The sequence below is a fragment of the Vibrio sp. 10N.237.312.B06 genome, assembly GCF_041464685.1.
Classification (GTDB): domain Bacteria; phylum Pseudomonadota; class Gammaproteobacteria; order Enterobacterales; family Vibrionaceae; genus Vibrio; species Vibrio tasmaniensis_A.
The window spans coordinates 1-16,339 of record NZ_JBFSPI010000066.1 but is presented as its reverse complement, the minus strand read 5'-3'; the positions used below and the strand labels follow the sequence as shown (position 1 = coordinate 16,339).

Here is a 16,339-nt window from a genome sequence, read left to right as displayed (position 1 = left end):
GCTAATAAGTTCGAACGTTAGTTCTTACGACGTCTTACTTTGAGCGCGTGTGGCATCACACGTAGCTTCTTCATAATGCTCGCTAAATGAACACGATCTTTCGTGGTCAACAAGATAGTCACTGTGTACAAGCGTCCGTCACGTTCTTCGGTTGAAATACCGTGAATGTTCGAGCCTGTTTTCGAGATAACGTTAGTTAACTCAGCCAGTGCACCTTGATGGTTCTGTAATTCGACCTGGAGTTCAGCAGTGAACTCTTGGTTGTAATCGTCAGACCATTCAACCGCCATGTATTTATCCGGTTCTTTCTGGTAACCACGAACGTTTGGACACGTTTCTCGGTGTACCACAAGACCACGACCTGGAGATACATGAGCAATAATGTGATCATCTGGAATCGGGTGACAACAGTTAGCGAACGTCAGTAATAGGCCTTCAGCACCACGGATCGGTAATTTCTTCCTAGGTGTATCGCTGTTGTTTGCCACTTCAGTCAGTTCGTCAGCATCGCCCAATAAACGACGAGCAATAACGATACTCATCAGTTCACCAAGACCAATCGATGCTAGCAAGTCTTCAATGTTATCGAGACGTAGATCAGACAATACATGTTCGATATTCTCTTGACCGACATCGGCAATAGAGTGTTCACCAAGTGCATGGTTCAGTAGGCGACGGCCAAGGGTAATCGACTCTTCACGACGCATCGTTTTCAGGACCTGACGGATCTTCGTACGCGCACGTGAGGTCACTACGTAGTTGAGCCATGCTGCATTCGGACGTGCGCCCGGAGCACTGATGATCTCAATAGTTTGGCCATTCTTCAGCGATTTGCTGAGTGGGTAAGGGTTCATGTCTACACGAGCACCGACACACATGTTGCCGACGTCGGTATGTACCGCGTAAGCAAAATCGACTGCTGTTGCGCCTGCTGGAAGTTCGACAATGCGACCTTTCGGCGTGAATACGAAGATCTCATCTGGGAACAGATCAGATTTAACGTTTTCAATGAATTCGAATGAGTTACCTGCGCTTTGTTGCAGCTCAAGTAAGCTCTGCATCCAACGTTGTGCTTTAACCTGTGCGGTTGTCCCGTTGCTACTGCGTGAGCCATTGCCTTTGTAAGACCAGTGCGCCGCGACACCTTTATCTGCCATCTGCTCCATATCTTCAGTACGGATCTGGACCTCAACTGGCACCCCGTGAGGGCCGATCATTGACGTGTGCAGAGATTGGTAGCCGTTGGCTTTCGGTACCGCAATATAGTCTTTCATGCGGCCAGGACGAGGCTTGTACAGGCTGTGGGCCTGACCAAGTACGCGATAGCAAGTATCTGGTGTATCAACCACTACGCGGAAAGCGTAGATGTCCATAATGGTGTGGAAGCGCTGTTCTTTGGTTTTCATCTTGTTATAGATGGAGAACAGGTTCTTTTCACGACCAAGTACGCGAGCAGGCAAACCGACTTCTTCAAGGCGGCCTTCGATTTCGCTATGGATACGTTGAATCATCTCCTTACGGTTACCACGCGCAGCTTTCACTACGTTTTTCAGGACGCGATAACGGTTAGGATAAAGGGCTTCGAAGCCCAGCTCTTCTAGTTCTGTCTTGATGTTATGAATACCAAGACGGTGAGCTAGCGGAGAATAAATCTCTAGGGTTTCACGAGCAATACGACGCTTCTTATCAGGACGAAGTGCCCCAAGCGTACGCATGTTGTGAGTACGGTCAGCTAATTTGATCAAGATAACGCGGATGTCTTGCACCATCGCGAGAACCATCTTACGGAAGTTCTCTGCTTGCGCTTCTTTGCGATCACGAAATTTAAGCTTATCCAGCTTAGATACACCATCAACCAGTTCAGCAACGGTATTGCCGAATTGAGCTTCTAGCTCCTCTTTTGTAACTTCAGTGTCTTCAATTACATCGTGGAGTAGGGCTGCTTGCAGAGTTTCGATATCCAGACGCATTTCTGCCAGGATTCTTGAAACAGCTACAGGGTGAATAATGTATGGTTCACCCGTTGAACGGGTTTGCCCTTCATGGGCGTCTCTCGCTACCACATAAGATTGACGCAGAGCCTCAACTTGAGGCTCTGTTAGGTATTCTTGGGCAACGTCTTTGAGGCTATCGAATAGATACAAATTAAAGGCCCGGAAGGTTAATTAGTTCGAATGACGTTGATTCTATCAGCGAATATGAGCTATCGAGTGTGAGCGATGCTGCTTACTGCTGCAAGCTCAGCCGCTTCTTGCTCTTGTTGCTCTTGACGCTCACGAGCATCTAGTACGTCTTTAGTGATAAGACCTTCTTCGATTTCGCGAAGAGCGATAACCGTTGGCTTATCGTTTTCTTCAGGCACTAGTGAATCTTTGCCGCCAGTTTGCATTTGACGTGCGCGGCGAGCCGCAATAAGAACTAGGTCGAAACGGTTGCCAACTTTTTCAACAGCGTCTTGAACAGTTACGCGTGCCATGAGGACTCCAAATAGTAATTAACTAATAAATTTTTGATGACGAGAAAGTATACAAGTTTAACTAGAGACTTTCTAGTTCACCGTATACTTATCTCAATGGAAAATCCAGTTATACCAATCACAGTAAATAAGTGTTCAGAGATAGCGCCGAACAAAAGTTTGAGAACAAGGCAGAATTTTTCGATAAGTAGTGACCCTACAATCAAAAATTCTAACGACGTTATCAGGCTTTTTCACAAGCTAGAATGACCAGTTGTTTACTTCGATTGGTATCAGAGATTATTCCGCTAGTAGTGCTGTAAGCATGCCGCTGTATTTCGCTGCTTGCTTATCTTCTTTTAAGCGCTCCGCACGAATGATAGCTCTGAAGTCCATTAGGGCTGCATCAAAGTCATCATTCACGATCACATAATCGTATTCTGCATAGTGAGAAATTTCTGATTTTGCTTCGCTCATGCGTTTCGCAATAACTTCGTCGCTATCTTGGCCGCGAACATTCAAACGACGCTCTAGCTCACCATTTGATGGGGGAAGAATGAATACACTCTTCGCTTGAGGCATTTGTTCACGGATCTGACGAGCACCTTGCCAGTCGATATCTAGGAATACATCGATACCGCGGTCTAGGTTTTCTTCAATCCAAACGCGTGAAGTACCGTAGTAGTTGCCGAAAACTTCAGCGTACTCTAGGAATTCACCTTTATTAATAAGGTCTTCAAAATGATGCTTCTCTACGAAGTGGTAGTGAACACCATTTTCTTCACCAGGGCGCATACCGCGAGTGGTGTGTGAAACAGATACCTTCATTGCGTAGGTTGGATTGGTTTCTAGCATTGCTGAGATCAAGCTCGACTTACCTGCGCCACTAGGTGCAGATACGATGTAAAGAGTACCTTTGCCCATCTGTATATTTCCACTGTTGGTTGGATTGAGTGAGGGCGATAAACCGACACTATAAAAGATAGCACTGACTCTAATTTTTGTTCCGATGGTTGCATCTAAAAAGGGATAACAAGTAAAACTAATAGAGACAACTAGTGAAAATTAGGTCAGAAAAATGGAGGCGAAGAGTAGCATATTTAGATGATTGAGAACAACTGGCTTGATCGTTATTTATTCTCAAATGATCCTTTGTCTGATCTTCCTATAAATGTAATGACTGATCATGTTCAGTTTTTTATGTGATCTGAACAAAATTTGTTGAAGTTTTAATCTCAATCCTTACAATCCGCGCAAACGATTAAATGCTGTATATATCTAGGGTCTGTTGACCTTTCGCGATGGAGTTTTGTTCGAGAAAAAATCGTTTTAGGCGCGGCAAGGAGTTTGTAGCCTAGTATTCTAAGTAAAGACTCCTTAACAAAGCATAAAACGATTTTAGCCGAACCCTTCGGGCAGCGTTTGTTGGTGATTTCTACTGCGTTATCGACTTCTTATGTAGGCTAGCTACACTTCAAAGTCTCTGCCTTGTAGAAATCCCCAACAACTCGCTGCAAAAATCATCTCGAAGGGCCAACAGACCCTACTAGACTAGATGTTTCTACTACCGAGCCTACCTTGGTGACTACAGTTTTTAGTGTAGAGACCCCCTCTATTCTCACAGCATTTGAATCTCAAATTTCTTAATTTAATACATAGGTTTTGTTGTGAATACCGACTCCACCCTGAAAGCCCAGAAGACATCTGGCTCACTTGACACCCTGTTCAAACTCTCAGAGAGAAAGACCACGATCAGCACTGAGCTATACGCAGGTTTTATTACCTTCTTAGCGATGAGTTATATCTTGGCGGTTAACCCAGCAATTTTGGGTGGCATTCCGGGAATGGACAAAGGTGCAGTCTTTACGGCGACCGCTCTTTCTGCTGCTATTGCAACGCTTATCATGGGCATTTGGGGTAACTATCCAGTCATGCTAGCACCTGGCATGAGCATGAATGGCTTCTTCAAAGGCTTATTGTTAAGTGGTTCAGTGGCAGTACTTTGGAATGAAGCATTATTTGGCATCTTCCTATCGGGTATTCTTTATCTTGCCTTCTCATTGACTAATATCCGTAAGTCGATGATTGAATCGATTCCTGAAGATTTGAAGCTGGCGATTACTGTGTCTCTCGGCTTGTTCATTGCTTTCTTAGGCCTTAAGAATGCGGGTATCATCGTTTCTAACCCGTTCGTACTGGTTGGTTTAGGTGACATTTCCGATCCAAAAGTGATCATCGCTTATGTGAGCATCTTCATCGCATTGGGCTGTATGGTTCGTGATATTAAGTTGGCCACGTTTATCTCGTTTGTTTCAGCTATCGTACTGACCATTCTTGCTGATGTATTCATGGGCACATCAAACGCGCCAATCCCTGACCAATTCGTTTCAATGCCACCAAGTATGGCAGGCAGCTTTGGCGCTATCTTTGACTTCTCAGCTTTTACGCCTGAGAAAATGTTCGATTTGTTGTTCATCGTACTTATCTTCTTGATTGTCGATTTCTTCGATGGATTGAGCACGATTGTGGGTGTTGGCCGTGATGCAGGTATCATCGACAAAGACGGTAAAGTGCCGAATGCAAAATCGGCGCTAGTGGCTGATGCGGGCGGTACTGTGATTGGTTCAATTCTAGGTACCACATCGATTACTGCTTTCTCTGAATCGGGTATTGCCTCTTCTCAAGGTGCGAAAACAGGTTTAGCGGCAGTCATGGTGGCTGGCCTATTCCTAGTGTCTCTATTCCTATACCCAATCTTCTCTATCTTCTCAGCGGCAATGGTCGCGCCTGCGATGGTTGTGGTAGGCATCTACATGGTGGGTCGTCTTGGTCAGATTAACTGGGAAAAGAAAGAGTCACGCATTGCAGCTTTCTTCACCATCATGTTCACAGTGCTAAGCTTCTCACCAGCGAACGGTATGGCGATGGGTTTCATCAGCTACGCATTCACAATGGTTGTTGCAGGTAAGCGCAAAGAAGTGCACCCATTGATCTACGGGCTATGTGTGGTGTTCTTAACGTACCTGATTCTGTTGTAAGGCTAATTAGTCACTAGAAGTCGTTAAGTAAAAGACAAACAAATGGCTCTGCAGTGAATGTGGGGCCACTTTTGTATTCGTCGCTTCTCTAGAGCGCATGCTAATGTAGAGACTGGATTAATTATTTTTTGAAGAGTGACTATGCCTTCTCACTTACCTAAATCTTTTAGTAAGCCGTTTTTAAAAGTATTTCACATTATGGAAGCGGTATTACTGGTAGCGATCACGCTCGCGACCTTGTTTGCGATGGTCGAAGAGTTCATGCATGTTTTTGCTGAACGTCGAGTGCAATTGACCGATATTCTACTGATGTTCATCTATTTAGAAGTGTTGGCGATGGTTCAGCAGTTTGTGATGAACGGTAAGATCCCGGTTCGATATCCGATTTACATCGCGATGATGGCGATTGCTCGTTACATTACTCTGGGCATGAAAGAGTTGGATGCAGTACTCATCGTTTGGTTGTCTGTTGCAGCGTTTATCTTAGCAGCAGCAACACTTTTGATTCGAGTAGGGCACCATTACTGGCCATATGTGGATCTTCGAACCAAGCAGCCGGATGAGTAATTCAATTAACTGAAATATGATGATCTAAAAAATTCGCCCAGCACTGCTGGGCGAATTCATTTAGTAACATACTAACCTGATAAGCAGTGTTAGAAGTTATAGATCAGTGCGATTTCAACACGGGAAATGTCATCACTGCTACTGCCGACTACGTCACGTGTGTAGTCGCTATCTAATGCGTAGTACATATTTAACTCAGACTTTAAGTTGCCTGTGATGTAATTATGGAATTGCAGATAGAACTGGGTGTAAGCGTATTTTTCGTCAGACTCTGCACCAAATAATACATCTTGGTTGAGTGTGTAGATTGCATCATCTGTGTTGGCACGCCATGTTGACATAAAGCCAGCGATGATGGATTGTTTCGGTTGATACTCAATCACAGTGTAAGAACCGACCTGCATTGCGTTACCGTAAGCGCCATCATGCGCGAAACCCAGTGGGTCACCTGTCCACAAAGGGTTAAACGTGTTCACTTTGTCGCTATCTTTATCTGAACCTGATGCGTAATGTAGGTTCAGACCTAAGCGATAGTTCCAGTCTGCTTTCCAGTTGTAGTTCAAATCGGCATAAGCCATGTAGGCTGAGATATCTTTACCTGCATGATCACCAAATTGGTAAACACCGTCGAGCATGTAACCAAACCCTTCACTCACAAAGTCATGGGCATGCAAGCCTAAAACTTGAATGTCGACGTCACCGTCTGGTGCATTAACAAAGCTTTCATTGGTGAGTTTATTACTCATTATGTAGGCTTGCATTGCCCCGAAGTCAGTTCTCCAATTAGCGAATAAGCCGGTCGATTTTTTGCCATTGGTTTTATCATCCCAGTTGCCACCGAAGCTGCCATCTTTGTAGAGAGGGAATACTTCCTCGCCGTAGTATGCGTCAAAATTGATGCCTGCTACGCTGTATTTTGCGCTGGCTGCATTCCAACTTGATTGAACTGGCGTTGGTTCACGGTTCATCATTTGCCATTCATTTAAGTATATTTCTTGGCGACCAAGGCGGGTACTTAGGTATTGCTCACCGTCATCGAGTAATTTGAATTCGGTAAACAACTGGTGGAAGTCAGTGCCGGCATCGTCTACTGGACCCGGACTATCGAGGTTAGTGTAATTGGTTCGAATTTCACCAAATACACGCATCCAGTCTTGGTAAGTCACATCGGTGGAGAATTGCATGCGAGTACGCAGTTCATTTTTCTTGCGGTTCTCTCCGTCATACATGTGATTCCAACGGTTATCGACTGCGGCTTTTACATTACCGCTAAACGAGACTTTCCAGTCACCACTGTCATCAATGTCTAAACGTTTGAGTTTTTCTGAAAAGCTTTTTTGACTTTCGTCTAGACCATCGACATAGCTCCAGTCCTCATTGGCTCTATCTCCCCAGAAGGCGATAGGGTTGCGCTCAGACCAGCTTGATGTTGTATTTTCGTTTGCGTGTAGGACGCCAGAAACACAAAGAGCAAGTAGCGTAACGGTATGTTTAGTTATTGTTTTCATTTTTATAATTTCCATATTTCAGGTGCACGAACCCCTTCCTGTGACTTGTAGCCACAGGAGAGATTGCAATTGCTAAGGTTTTATAAACTCGTAACGGTAGGGTTACCGAGGAAGTGCTTGGTTAAGAATCAATACCAAGGGCTTCTTTGATACCAGACGCAATCGTAATAACGTTCGCTCCGTATATCACTTGAATGCCTTTGTTCATTCTGACGACTCCAATAGCGTTGAGCTGTTGTTTCCATACTTTATCGCTCGCGGCTAGCGACTCGTCGTGCAGAGAGACACGCAGTCGAGTCGCACAGTTTGTTACGTTCTCGATGTTGTCTGCACCGCCAAGCGCTTCAATGATTTCAACAGGCAGTCCTTTTGAGGTCTGCTCCTTTTTCTTTTTAAAGTCTTCTTTTGAATACAGGGCGATATCACCATCTTCTTCTTCGCGACCTGGGGTTTTTGAATCAAACTTCAGGATGAAGAACTTGAATGTGTAGAAGTAAATCGCGAAGTATAGTGGGATAATCCACAATAGAGCCCAAGCATGAACCTTTTCAGGTTGTAGTAGGTTAGGCACCATAAATAGCAGCTGATTACCGTGAATTGAAACACCCATCATTTCGGTGATCACATAAGCAAGACCATTTAGCGGAACATGCACTGCAAAGAATAGGAATGGTTGGACGAATAGGAAGGTATATTCCAGTGGCTCGGTAATACCGATAACAGCAGCCGTAAATACCGCAGGCACCATGATAGCGGCTACCTTCTTTCGATTGGCTGTTTTTGCTGTTACGTACATTGCATAAGCAGCACCCGTTAGGCCACCAATTTGGATTGGAATACGACCGCTGGTAAAGTTATGTGTAATGTAGCTCGTTGCCTCTGGTGAACTCATTTGGCCATTCATGATGTTACGAACACCTTCGTAAACAACACCATCAATCTCCATTACGCCACCAACACGAGTGTATTCAATAGGGAAGGCGATAAGGTGATGTAAGCCAAATGGCAATAAGCCTTTGTCAAGTACGCCAAATAGGAAAGAGCCAAAAATACCTGAGCTAGTAATCAAGGTAGTGATGGACTGCAGTGCCCCTGCGATCGGCGGCCAAGCGTAGTAAACAAACAGCGCGATAGGCATGATAGCGAAGTAAGCGAAAATCACTACGGCACGAGGGCCAGAGAAGAAGCTCAAGAGTGCAGGCATTTCGAATTTGTAGTAACGGTTGTGGATCCAAGCCGTAATACAACCAACAAGAATACCGCTAAAGATCCCCATGTTGTAAGCGAAGATACCTAAAGACTCACCCCATAAAGAGTTGAAGTTTTGCGCTGCTACTTTGTCGTAGCCAGCATCATTCATTAATGACGCAACGCTTGTAGTTTCTTGAGTCCATCCGTGAAATGCAGCGATCGATCCGATAGCGACGTTGAAACACATGAACATGGTAAAGCCAGTGAAGGCTGCCCAACCTTTTTCAGATTTCGCCAGCGCGAACGCTAGACCAATCGCAAAGAAAGGCGGTAGATTGCGCATGACCATCAAGCCAAGATCTAACATCAGCTTAAAGAATGCCCAAATAACAGAGTCGGTAGCAGACATTTGGTTTACAACACCAGCGCCCACACCAATAAATATACCTGCGATAACCAGTACGATGATGGATACCATCATACCTCCAGCAAGTGCTTGAACCTTATCTCTCATAATTTACTCCTAAAGTGATATGAGAACTTTCACGTATATTGTTATTGCTCTTTTTAATGACTCGAGGCTGAGCCTTTCATTGGGCTCATGGACACGAGTCACATCACCAGGAAAAGTAGGTCCGAATGCCACACCATTGTTTAGCGCGCGCGCGTAAGAAGCTGCACCTTTGCTAAAGCATTGAGCGTCCATTTTGGTAACTTCGGAATAAGCTTTTCCCATTGCTTGGATAAGTTCACTTTCGGGTGAGAGGTAAGATAGAGGTAAGTACTGGTGTTCAATCAATCTCACTCCGTATTGTTGGGATACATACTGGAGTTGGGTACGAGCTTGATCGATAGTCAGTCCTTTAGGAAACCGAAAATCAAAATCCAAGTTGTAGCCATGTTGACTCAAATTGATGGAGGAGACACAGCATGTAGTCGACCCCATTTCATTATCTTGGTGTGCTAGCCCTAATTTCGAAGCATCATTGGAATCACTAAAACACGCGTCTAGTAAATCAATTAAATTTCGAGAGTTAGTGTCTAACCCTTCAACATGTCGCATGTGACGAACAAACTGATCCATACAGTTATCGACCTTATGCGGGTTGCGAGATTTCTCCCACGGCGTTGACAACTCAACGCAGTACAACTCCTTTTGTTGGTGGTTGTCACTTTGTGCCACATTGGCAAGAGTGACCGTTGCTGAAGTTTCAAATGTTGCTGCTACTTCAGCCGCTTTTTCTCCTGTCAGATAAATCGATAATTGATAGCAGGTGGATGTTCTGTCACGCTCACTTTCAATGCTTACGATCTGACAAGTTCCTAGGCCATTGTGAGTTGGGAATTCTCGTTGCAATGACGCATATAGGATGCCTTTTTCTCCATTAACGATTGGGAAGTCGCCATCTGGAGAGAAACCATAATCCGGTTGAGGGTTATGATTAAAATAATGCTCTACACATTCCCAAGTTGTCTCTTCTGCGCCGCCGATGATCACTCTTATTTTTTTGTCGAGTGTTACATCAAGCGCTTTAAACATCTTGAGAATATACAGACTGGCCATTAACGGGCCTTTGTTGTCGGTAACGCCTCGCCCCAATAAGTCATCACCGTGTTGGTGCATCTCAAATGCAGGGGTTAACCATGAGTCCAAATTACCGGCTTCTACCACATCTACATGATGCAATATGCCGATTTCTTGTAAGCCTTCGCCAAAGCTGATGTCCAAGGCATAACCATCATGATCACGGACTTCAAACCCTTCTCGTTTCGCCCAGTTAATGAGAAAGTCGAATGCGTTTCTAATCGGTAAACCAAAAGGAGCATTGGGTGAACAGCTGCTGATATCTCGTACAGACGGAATAGCAATTAGCTCAGATAGATCACGCGTAAACGTTTCAATATTTGAATCAAAATAGCGCAGTGTTTGAGCTGAAAAATTGCTTTCCGTCATGTTTTATTCCTAAATTATCCTTACTGACATGCTTGTAAATAGACTTGCAAGCGAGGTCTCATTTTGATTATAAATCCCAGCTATTGAACGTGTTGCTTTGATAATAAATACGTACCTTCTGCATTCGAAAAAGCCATGAAATCGGCCGTTCTTTGCGCGAAAATACCGTTCTCGACGACGCCAGGAATAGCGTTAATTTGGCGTTCTAATTGCTTTGGTTCAGCGATGTCCAAATGAGCAACATCGAGAATGATATTGCCGTTATCAGTGGTGCAGTCTTGGCGCAACGTCGGGTGTCCACCAAGGCTTTGTAAGGCATTAAACACAGCGGTTTGTGCGGCAGGTAAAACCTCTACAGGGAGTGGAAACTTTCCGAGTTGAGTGACCAATCGACCGCTATCTGCGATGGTGATGAAGCTTAGAGCAAGCGTCGCGAGTACTTTTTCACGAGCCAGTGCTGCACCACCACCTTTCACGGTCATGCCGGTTGTAAGACCTTCATCAATGCCATCAATGTAGAAATCAACACGGCCACATTTAGATATGGATATCTCATTCAGCCCTGCAGAGGATAAAGCTCGACTTGAGCGAACCGAACTGGATACGCAATGAGCAAACTCAGCGCCACTTTCTTTCAATAGTTGAATGAAGACTTCAACTGTTGCACCAGTGCCGATACCAATCACGCTAGAAGGTGTTAGCGTTTTTAGGACTTGCTCTAAGGCTACTTTTGCAGCCTTAGTTCGCAGGCAGTCTTGGCTTTGGTTTTCAATAAAGCGTTGTGCCATGCTCATATTACTTCTCCAGAACCGCTAGGGATTTTTCAACGATGTTTTCAACCGTAAATCCAAACATTTCGAAGAGTTGTTCTGCTGGTGCTGATTCACCAAAGCTTGTCATTCCCACAATGTCACCGTGTAGCCCGACATACTTGAACCAGTAGTCACGGATACCAGCTTCTATGGCAACTCGTGCTGTAACATGGCTTGGTAAAACCTGTTCCTTGTATTCCGCGCTTTGTGCATCAAAAATATCGGTGGCCGGCATTGAAACAACACGACAACGAACATGAGTTAGCTGTGCTTTTGCTTCCATGGCGAGTGCCACTTCAGAGCCCGTAGCGATTAGAATCAGCTGTGGGTCACCTTCACAGTCAGAAAGGATGTATCCACCTTTCGCTACATTGGAAAGCGTGTTTTGGTCACGTTCGAATTGAACAAGGTTCTGGCGAGAGAAAATCAATGACGTTGGGCCATCAAAACGTTCGATAGCAGACTTCCAAGCCACCGCGGTTTCTACTTGGTCGCAAGGACGCCAAGTGCTCATGTTTGGGGTAAGTCGAAGCGATGCGATTTGTTCAACCGGTTGGTGTGTCGGACCATCTTCCCCCAAACCGATAGAGTCATGGGTATAAACGAAGATACTGCGTTGCTTCATTAGTGCTGCCATACGAAGCGCGTTACGAGCGTACTCCATGAACATCAAGAACGTACCGCCGTATGGGATAAAGCCACCATGCAACGCCACGCCATTCATCATTGCAGACATCGCAAATTCACGAACGCCGTAACTCAAGTAGTTTCCTGACGCATCTTGAGCGGTAATTGCTTTTGAGCCTGACCAGTTAGTTAAGTTTGAAGGGGTTAAATCAGCAGAACCTCCCAAAAACTCTGGCAGTAATGGTCCGAATGCTTCAATAGTATTTTGTGATGCTTTGCGAGTCGCGATGGTTTGTGGATTCGCTTGCAAAGTCTGGATTAGATCTTGAGTGTGCTGATCCCAATTTTCAGGTAATAGGTTCTGGCTACGACGCAAAAACTCAGCGGCTAATTCTGGGTGCGTCTCTTGATAAGCATTGAAACGTGTTTGCCAGTCATCTTCATTGCTTTGTCCTTTATCTTTCCCATCCCATGCTTGGTATACATCTTGAGGAATTTCAAATTCAGGATGGTCCCAGCCGAGGTTGAGTCGAACCAATGCGACTTCATCAGCACCTAACGGAGCACCATGACAGTCATGACTGGCTGACTTGTTTGGTGAGCCAAAACCAATCACGGTTTTGCAGCAAATTAAGGTTGGTTTATCTGTTACGGCTTTAGCTTCAGTAATCGCTTTGTGAATATCATCAGCGTTATGACCATCAACATCAGCAATAACATGCCAACCGTAGGCTTCAAAACGTTTTGGTGTGTCATCAGAGAACCAGCCGTCGACTTCGCCATCAATCGAAATGCCATTGTCATCCCAAAAAGCGACCAGCTTCCCTAGTCCAAGCGTACCAGCAAGTGAACATGCTTCATGAGAAATACCTTCCATCATGCAGCCGTCGCCCATGAACACGTAGGTGTGGTGATCAACAATATCGTGGCCTTCACGGTTGAACTGTTCAGCCAGCACCTTTTCAGCCAAAGCCATGCCGACACCGTTGGTGATGCCTTGTCCTAATGGGCCGGTAGTGGTTTCAATACCTGGAGCGTAACCGTATTCAGGGTGACCTGCGGTTTTACTGTGTAATTGACGGAAAGATTTGATGTCATCCATTGATAGCTCGTAACCAGATAGGTGTAACAAGCTATAGATAAGCATTGAGCCATGGCCATTCGACAAGATAAAACGGTCGCGGTCGGCCCAGTTAGGGTTGCTCGGGTTGTGTTTTAGAAAATCACGCCATAGAACTTCAGCGATATCGGCCATGCCCATCGGTGCTCCGGGGTGGCCCGAGCCTGCTTTTTGTACAGCGTCCATGCTTAGAACGCGAATAGCGTCGGCTAATTTAGTTCGTGTAATCATTATGCTTCTCCTACAGGCGTGCTTCGATCATGGTTTCTAACTTGCCTTGATCGACGGCAAAGTTACGGATGCCTTCGGCTAGCTTTTCTGTTGCCATCGGGTCTTGGTTCATCTCCCAGCGGAACTGTGCTTCAGTCATAGCTGTTGGTGTCTCTTTGATGGTGTCACGGTCGGCAAAGAGTAGGCGCTCAACAGAGCCTTCTTGTGCTGCAAGTTGGTCTAAAATTGCAGGGCCTATGGTCAAACGGTCACAGCCCGCTAATGCTAGGACTTCATCGGCATTGCGGAAGCTCGCGCCCATCACAACCGTGTTGTAGCCATGATCTTTGTAGTAGTTGTAAATTTCAGATACTGAAACGACACCAGGATCTTCATGAGGAAGGTACTCTTTTTTATCGGTATTGGTTTTGTACCAATCTAGGATACGACCGACAAAAGGTGAGATTAAGAAAACACCGGCTTCTGCACAGGCTTTGGCTTGTGCAAAGTTGAACAGCAGCGTTAGGTTGCAGTTGATGCCTTCTTTCTCTAGCTCTTGAGCTGCTCGAATGCCTTCCCAAGTTGACGCTAACTTAATTAGGATTCGGTCGTTACTGATGCCAGCTTCGTTATACATGCCGATAAGCTTACGAGCTTTTGCCAAGCTTGCGACTCTGTCGAATGACATACGAGCGTCGACTTCTGTTGAGATGCGCCCCGGTACCGTTTTTAGAATTTCTAAACCAATGTTGACCGCCAGTTTGTCTCCAGCGTCGATCAACTGTTGTGATTTGTCGTTGCTTTGTGCTTTTGCCCAAGTGATCGCATCGGCGATTAAGTGATCGTATTGCGGCATTTCTGCGGCTTTTAGTACTAGAGATGGGTTAGTTGTGGCGTCTTCAGGTTGAAATGCAGCAATAGCATCAATATCACCTGTGTCGGCAACGACAGTGGTGTGCTTTTTCAGTTGTTCTAATTTATTCATCGTTCATTCTCGGTAAGTTGGTTTATCAATTGCAGTAGCGTTTGATCATTCATCGAACTCAGCACCACGTTGGCTAGCGAGACATCGAGGTGACGAGTGAGCAAATTGGTTACTGCAACTGTTGGTATTCCTGCCGATCGAGCCGCCATAATTCCAGGAGGGGAATCTTCGAAAGCGATGGCTTGATGGGCAGATACACCGAGTTGTTCTAATGCCGCTAAATACACATCGGGATGTGGTTTCCGTCTATCTGAGGCAATGTCTTCTGCTCCGATAAAGCAGTCGAAATAGTGTGTAAGGTTCAAACGATTCAGAATTGGCATGTAATGATCAGCCTCTGAGCTGGTGGCCAGTACAATGCTCAATGAGTGTGATTTAGCAAAGTCTAGATACTGACGGACACCTTCTCGTTCTGTTATTGAAGCAATTAATTGGTAGGCATGAGCGATCACTCGATCGCGAATTTGTGAATCGGACAGCTTTTGATTCGACGCTTTGTTGAATAGTTGATAAAGGTAGGTTGCTGGCGCTGAGCTCCCAACTAGGCCAGCAACCTGGAGTGGCGAAACTTCAACGCCGTATGGTTTTAACAAAGCTTCCCAGGCTTTGAACATACAGGTTTCGGTATCGACGAGAAGGCCATCGAAGTCAAAGACCAACGCTTTTAGGTTACTGGCAATGAATTCCTCTCTTTCCAATTTCAAAGCTGTATGACCTAAAGTGTTGTTCTTGTATTCCATGTTTCAATCTCCATTTTCTTTAATTATGACAAACGTGAATTTGTGACTGTCGCTTATTCAACCAAACTGGCCTGCAATACTTTTTTCATTTCTTCACCACTGGTTAGTGGTAGATCAAAGCAAAAAGCCGGCTCCAACTTTTGAACATCTTCTTTGGTGACACCTACTTGAGTTAAGTTCGATTCAAGACCGATACGTTCAAGGAATTTCACAAGAGCAGCCGCTAATGATTGAGCTTTTTCTTCGGTACTTCCCACAGCACCAAATAACTCAGCCACTTGAGCAAATCTCTCTGGTTGCTTGCGCCATTGAAGTTGTACATAAGCTGGATAAACCACTGCGAGTGTTAACCCATGTGGTAGGTTTGTTTTGCTACTACCTAAAATTTCGCCTAAAGGGTGTGGTGCCCCCGCACCGCCATTAGCTAGCGAGATCCCGCCAAGTGTGTCTGCTTTCGCGAGTTGGCAGCGGCCATGTAAATCTGCGCCGTTGTCGACAACACTCGGTAGGTGATCAATGACAAGCTTCATTGCTTCTAACGCCATACCATCAACAAATGGAGATGGTCGAGTACCCGTAAATGATTCAAACGCATGTGAAAAAGCATCAAATCCTGTCATAGCTGTCATACGTGGAGGCAGTGTCAGCATGAGCTCTGGATCGATTAACGCTTCACAAGGGAAAAATTCAGGGTGAAACAGTGTTAGTTTTGCATGTTGCTCAAGGTCGGTAATCACTGCCGCTTGCGTCACTTGAGAGCCAGTTCCCGATGTTGTAGGTACAGCGATCAAAGGTACGACTTTCGCGGGTAGTGGGTTGACGTCCCCAAACGGTGAATCATAAGTGGCAAACCAATGGGCCCAATCTAGAGACTCTGCATTGATCGTTGCCGAAATGATTTTTGCTGTATCAATCGATGAACCACCACCAATGGCCAAAACCACATCACAGTTATTTCCGATGGCCACTTGGCGGCCAAGTTCAACGACGGTTGTAGGCGGATTCGGTACGACACCATCAAAATGAGTCACTTCAATTCCTTGCTCTGAAAGCAAAGTAAAAATGCGGTCATAGGCTGTAATGCCGTTCACTTAAGAGTGAACGGCATTTTTGTTCTTAGCATACCGTTGTG

12 protein-coding genes and 1 pseudogene are annotated in these 16,339 nt (G+C 45.2%); 2 read left to right on the top strand and 11 right to left on the bottom strand.

Annotated elements, in window-relative coordinates:
- Positions 1-17 precede the first annotated feature (17 nt).
- From spoT to gmk, 3 genes are all read right to left on the bottom strand, one after another.
- Positions 18-2,144 carry a bifunctional GTP diphosphokinase/guanosine-3',5'-bis pyrophosphate 3'-pyrophosphohydrolase gene (gene spoT, locus AB6C75_RS16685; RefSeq protein WP_012603022.1) on the bottom strand — a complete coding sequence of 709 codons (2,127 nt, stop codon included), beginning with the start codon at positions 2,142-2,144 and terminating at the stop codon, positions 18-20.
- Positions 2,145-2,203: 59 nt separating this feature from the next.
- Positions 2,204-2,476 carry a DNA-directed RNA polymerase subunit omega gene (gene rpoZ, locus AB6C75_RS16680; protein WP_009848003.1) on the bottom strand — a complete coding sequence of 91 codons (273 nt, stop codon included), beginning with the start codon at positions 2,474-2,476 and terminating at the stop codon, positions 2,204-2,206.
- Positions 2,477-2,755: 279 nt separating this feature from the next.
- Positions 2,756-3,379 (bottom strand): guanylate kinase, encoded by a 624-nt coding sequence (gene gmk / locus AB6C75_RS16675; RefSeq protein WP_009848002.1) that lies wholly within the window; start codon positions 3,377-3,379, stop codon positions 2,756-2,758.
- A gap of 743 nt (positions 3,380-4,122) precedes the next feature.
- Between gmk and AB6C75_RS16670 the strand changes: the two genes are divergently transcribed.
- Together AB6C75_RS16670 and AB6C75_RS16665 are read left to right on the top strand one after the other, a co-directional pair.
- Entirely contained in the window at positions 4,123-5,493 is a 1,371-nt protein-coding gene (locus tag AB6C75_RS16670) for an NCS2 family permease (protein WP_065678261.1), read from the top strand.
- A 141-nt stretch (positions 5,494-5,634) separates the two neighbouring features.
- Positions 5,635-6,060 (top strand): phosphate-starvation-inducible protein PsiE, encoded by a 426-nt coding sequence (locus tag AB6C75_RS16665; protein WP_009848000.1) that lies wholly within the window; start codon positions 5,635-5,637, stop codon positions 6,058-6,060.
- A gap of 89 nt (positions 6,061-6,149) precedes the next feature.
- Here AB6C75_RS16665 and AB6C75_RS16660 read toward each other — a convergent pair whose 3' ends face one another.
- The 8 genes and pseudogenes from AB6C75_RS16660 to AB6C75_RS16625 form a co-directional block, all read right to left on the bottom strand.
- The gene (locus tag AB6C75_RS16660) at positions 6,150-7,568 is read right to left on the bottom strand and encodes a hypothetical protein (protein WP_372108270.1); all 1,419 of its coding nucleotides are present in this window, start codon (positions 7,566-7,568) and stop codon (positions 6,150-6,152) included.
- Positions 7,569-7,689: 121 nt separating this feature from the next.
- Complete coding sequence (locus AB6C75_RS16655; protein WP_372108268.1) at positions 7,690-9,273, bottom strand: PTS transporter subunit EIIC; 1,584 nt, start codon at positions 9,271-9,273, stop codon at positions 7,690-7,692.
- Positions 9,274-9,282: 9 nt separating this feature from the next.
- Positions 9,283-10,713, bottom strand: a complete 1,431-nt coding sequence (locus AB6C75_RS16650; protein WP_372108266.1) for a Sapep family Mn(2+)-dependent dipeptidase — start codon at positions 10,711-10,713, stop codon at positions 9,283-9,285.
- Positions 10,714-10,793: 80 nt separating this feature from the next.
- A complete protein-coding gene (rpiA, locus tag AB6C75_RS16645; RefSeq protein WP_372108264.1) occupies positions 10,794-11,507 on the bottom strand; it encodes a ribose-5-phosphate isomerase RpiA in 714 nt (237 codons plus the stop codon).
- Between the two features lies 1 nt (position 11,508).
- A complete protein-coding gene (gene tkt / locus AB6C75_RS16640) occupies positions 11,509-13,503 on the bottom strand; it encodes a transketolase (RefSeq protein ID WP_372108262.1) in 1,995 nt (664 codons plus the stop codon).
- A 10-nt stretch (positions 13,504-13,513) separates the two neighbouring features.
- Positions 13,514-14,467 carry a transaldolase gene (gene tal / locus AB6C75_RS16635; RefSeq protein WP_017099278.1) on the bottom strand — a complete coding sequence of 318 codons (954 nt, stop codon included), beginning with the start codon at positions 14,465-14,467 and terminating at the stop codon, positions 13,514-13,516.
- Positions 14,464-15,207, bottom strand: a complete 744-nt coding sequence (locus AB6C75_RS16630; protein ID WP_372108260.1) for an HAD family hydrolase — start codon at positions 15,205-15,207, stop codon at positions 14,464-14,466. The genes tal and AB6C75_RS16630 overlap by 4 nt, the downstream gene beginning before the upstream one ends.
- A 53-nt stretch (positions 15,208-15,260) precedes the next feature.
- Positions 15,261-16,283, bottom strand: a pseudogene (locus AB6C75_RS16625) (iron-containing alcohol dehydrogenase); the annotation flags it as partial.
- Positions 16,284-16,339: the final 56 nt, after the last annotated feature.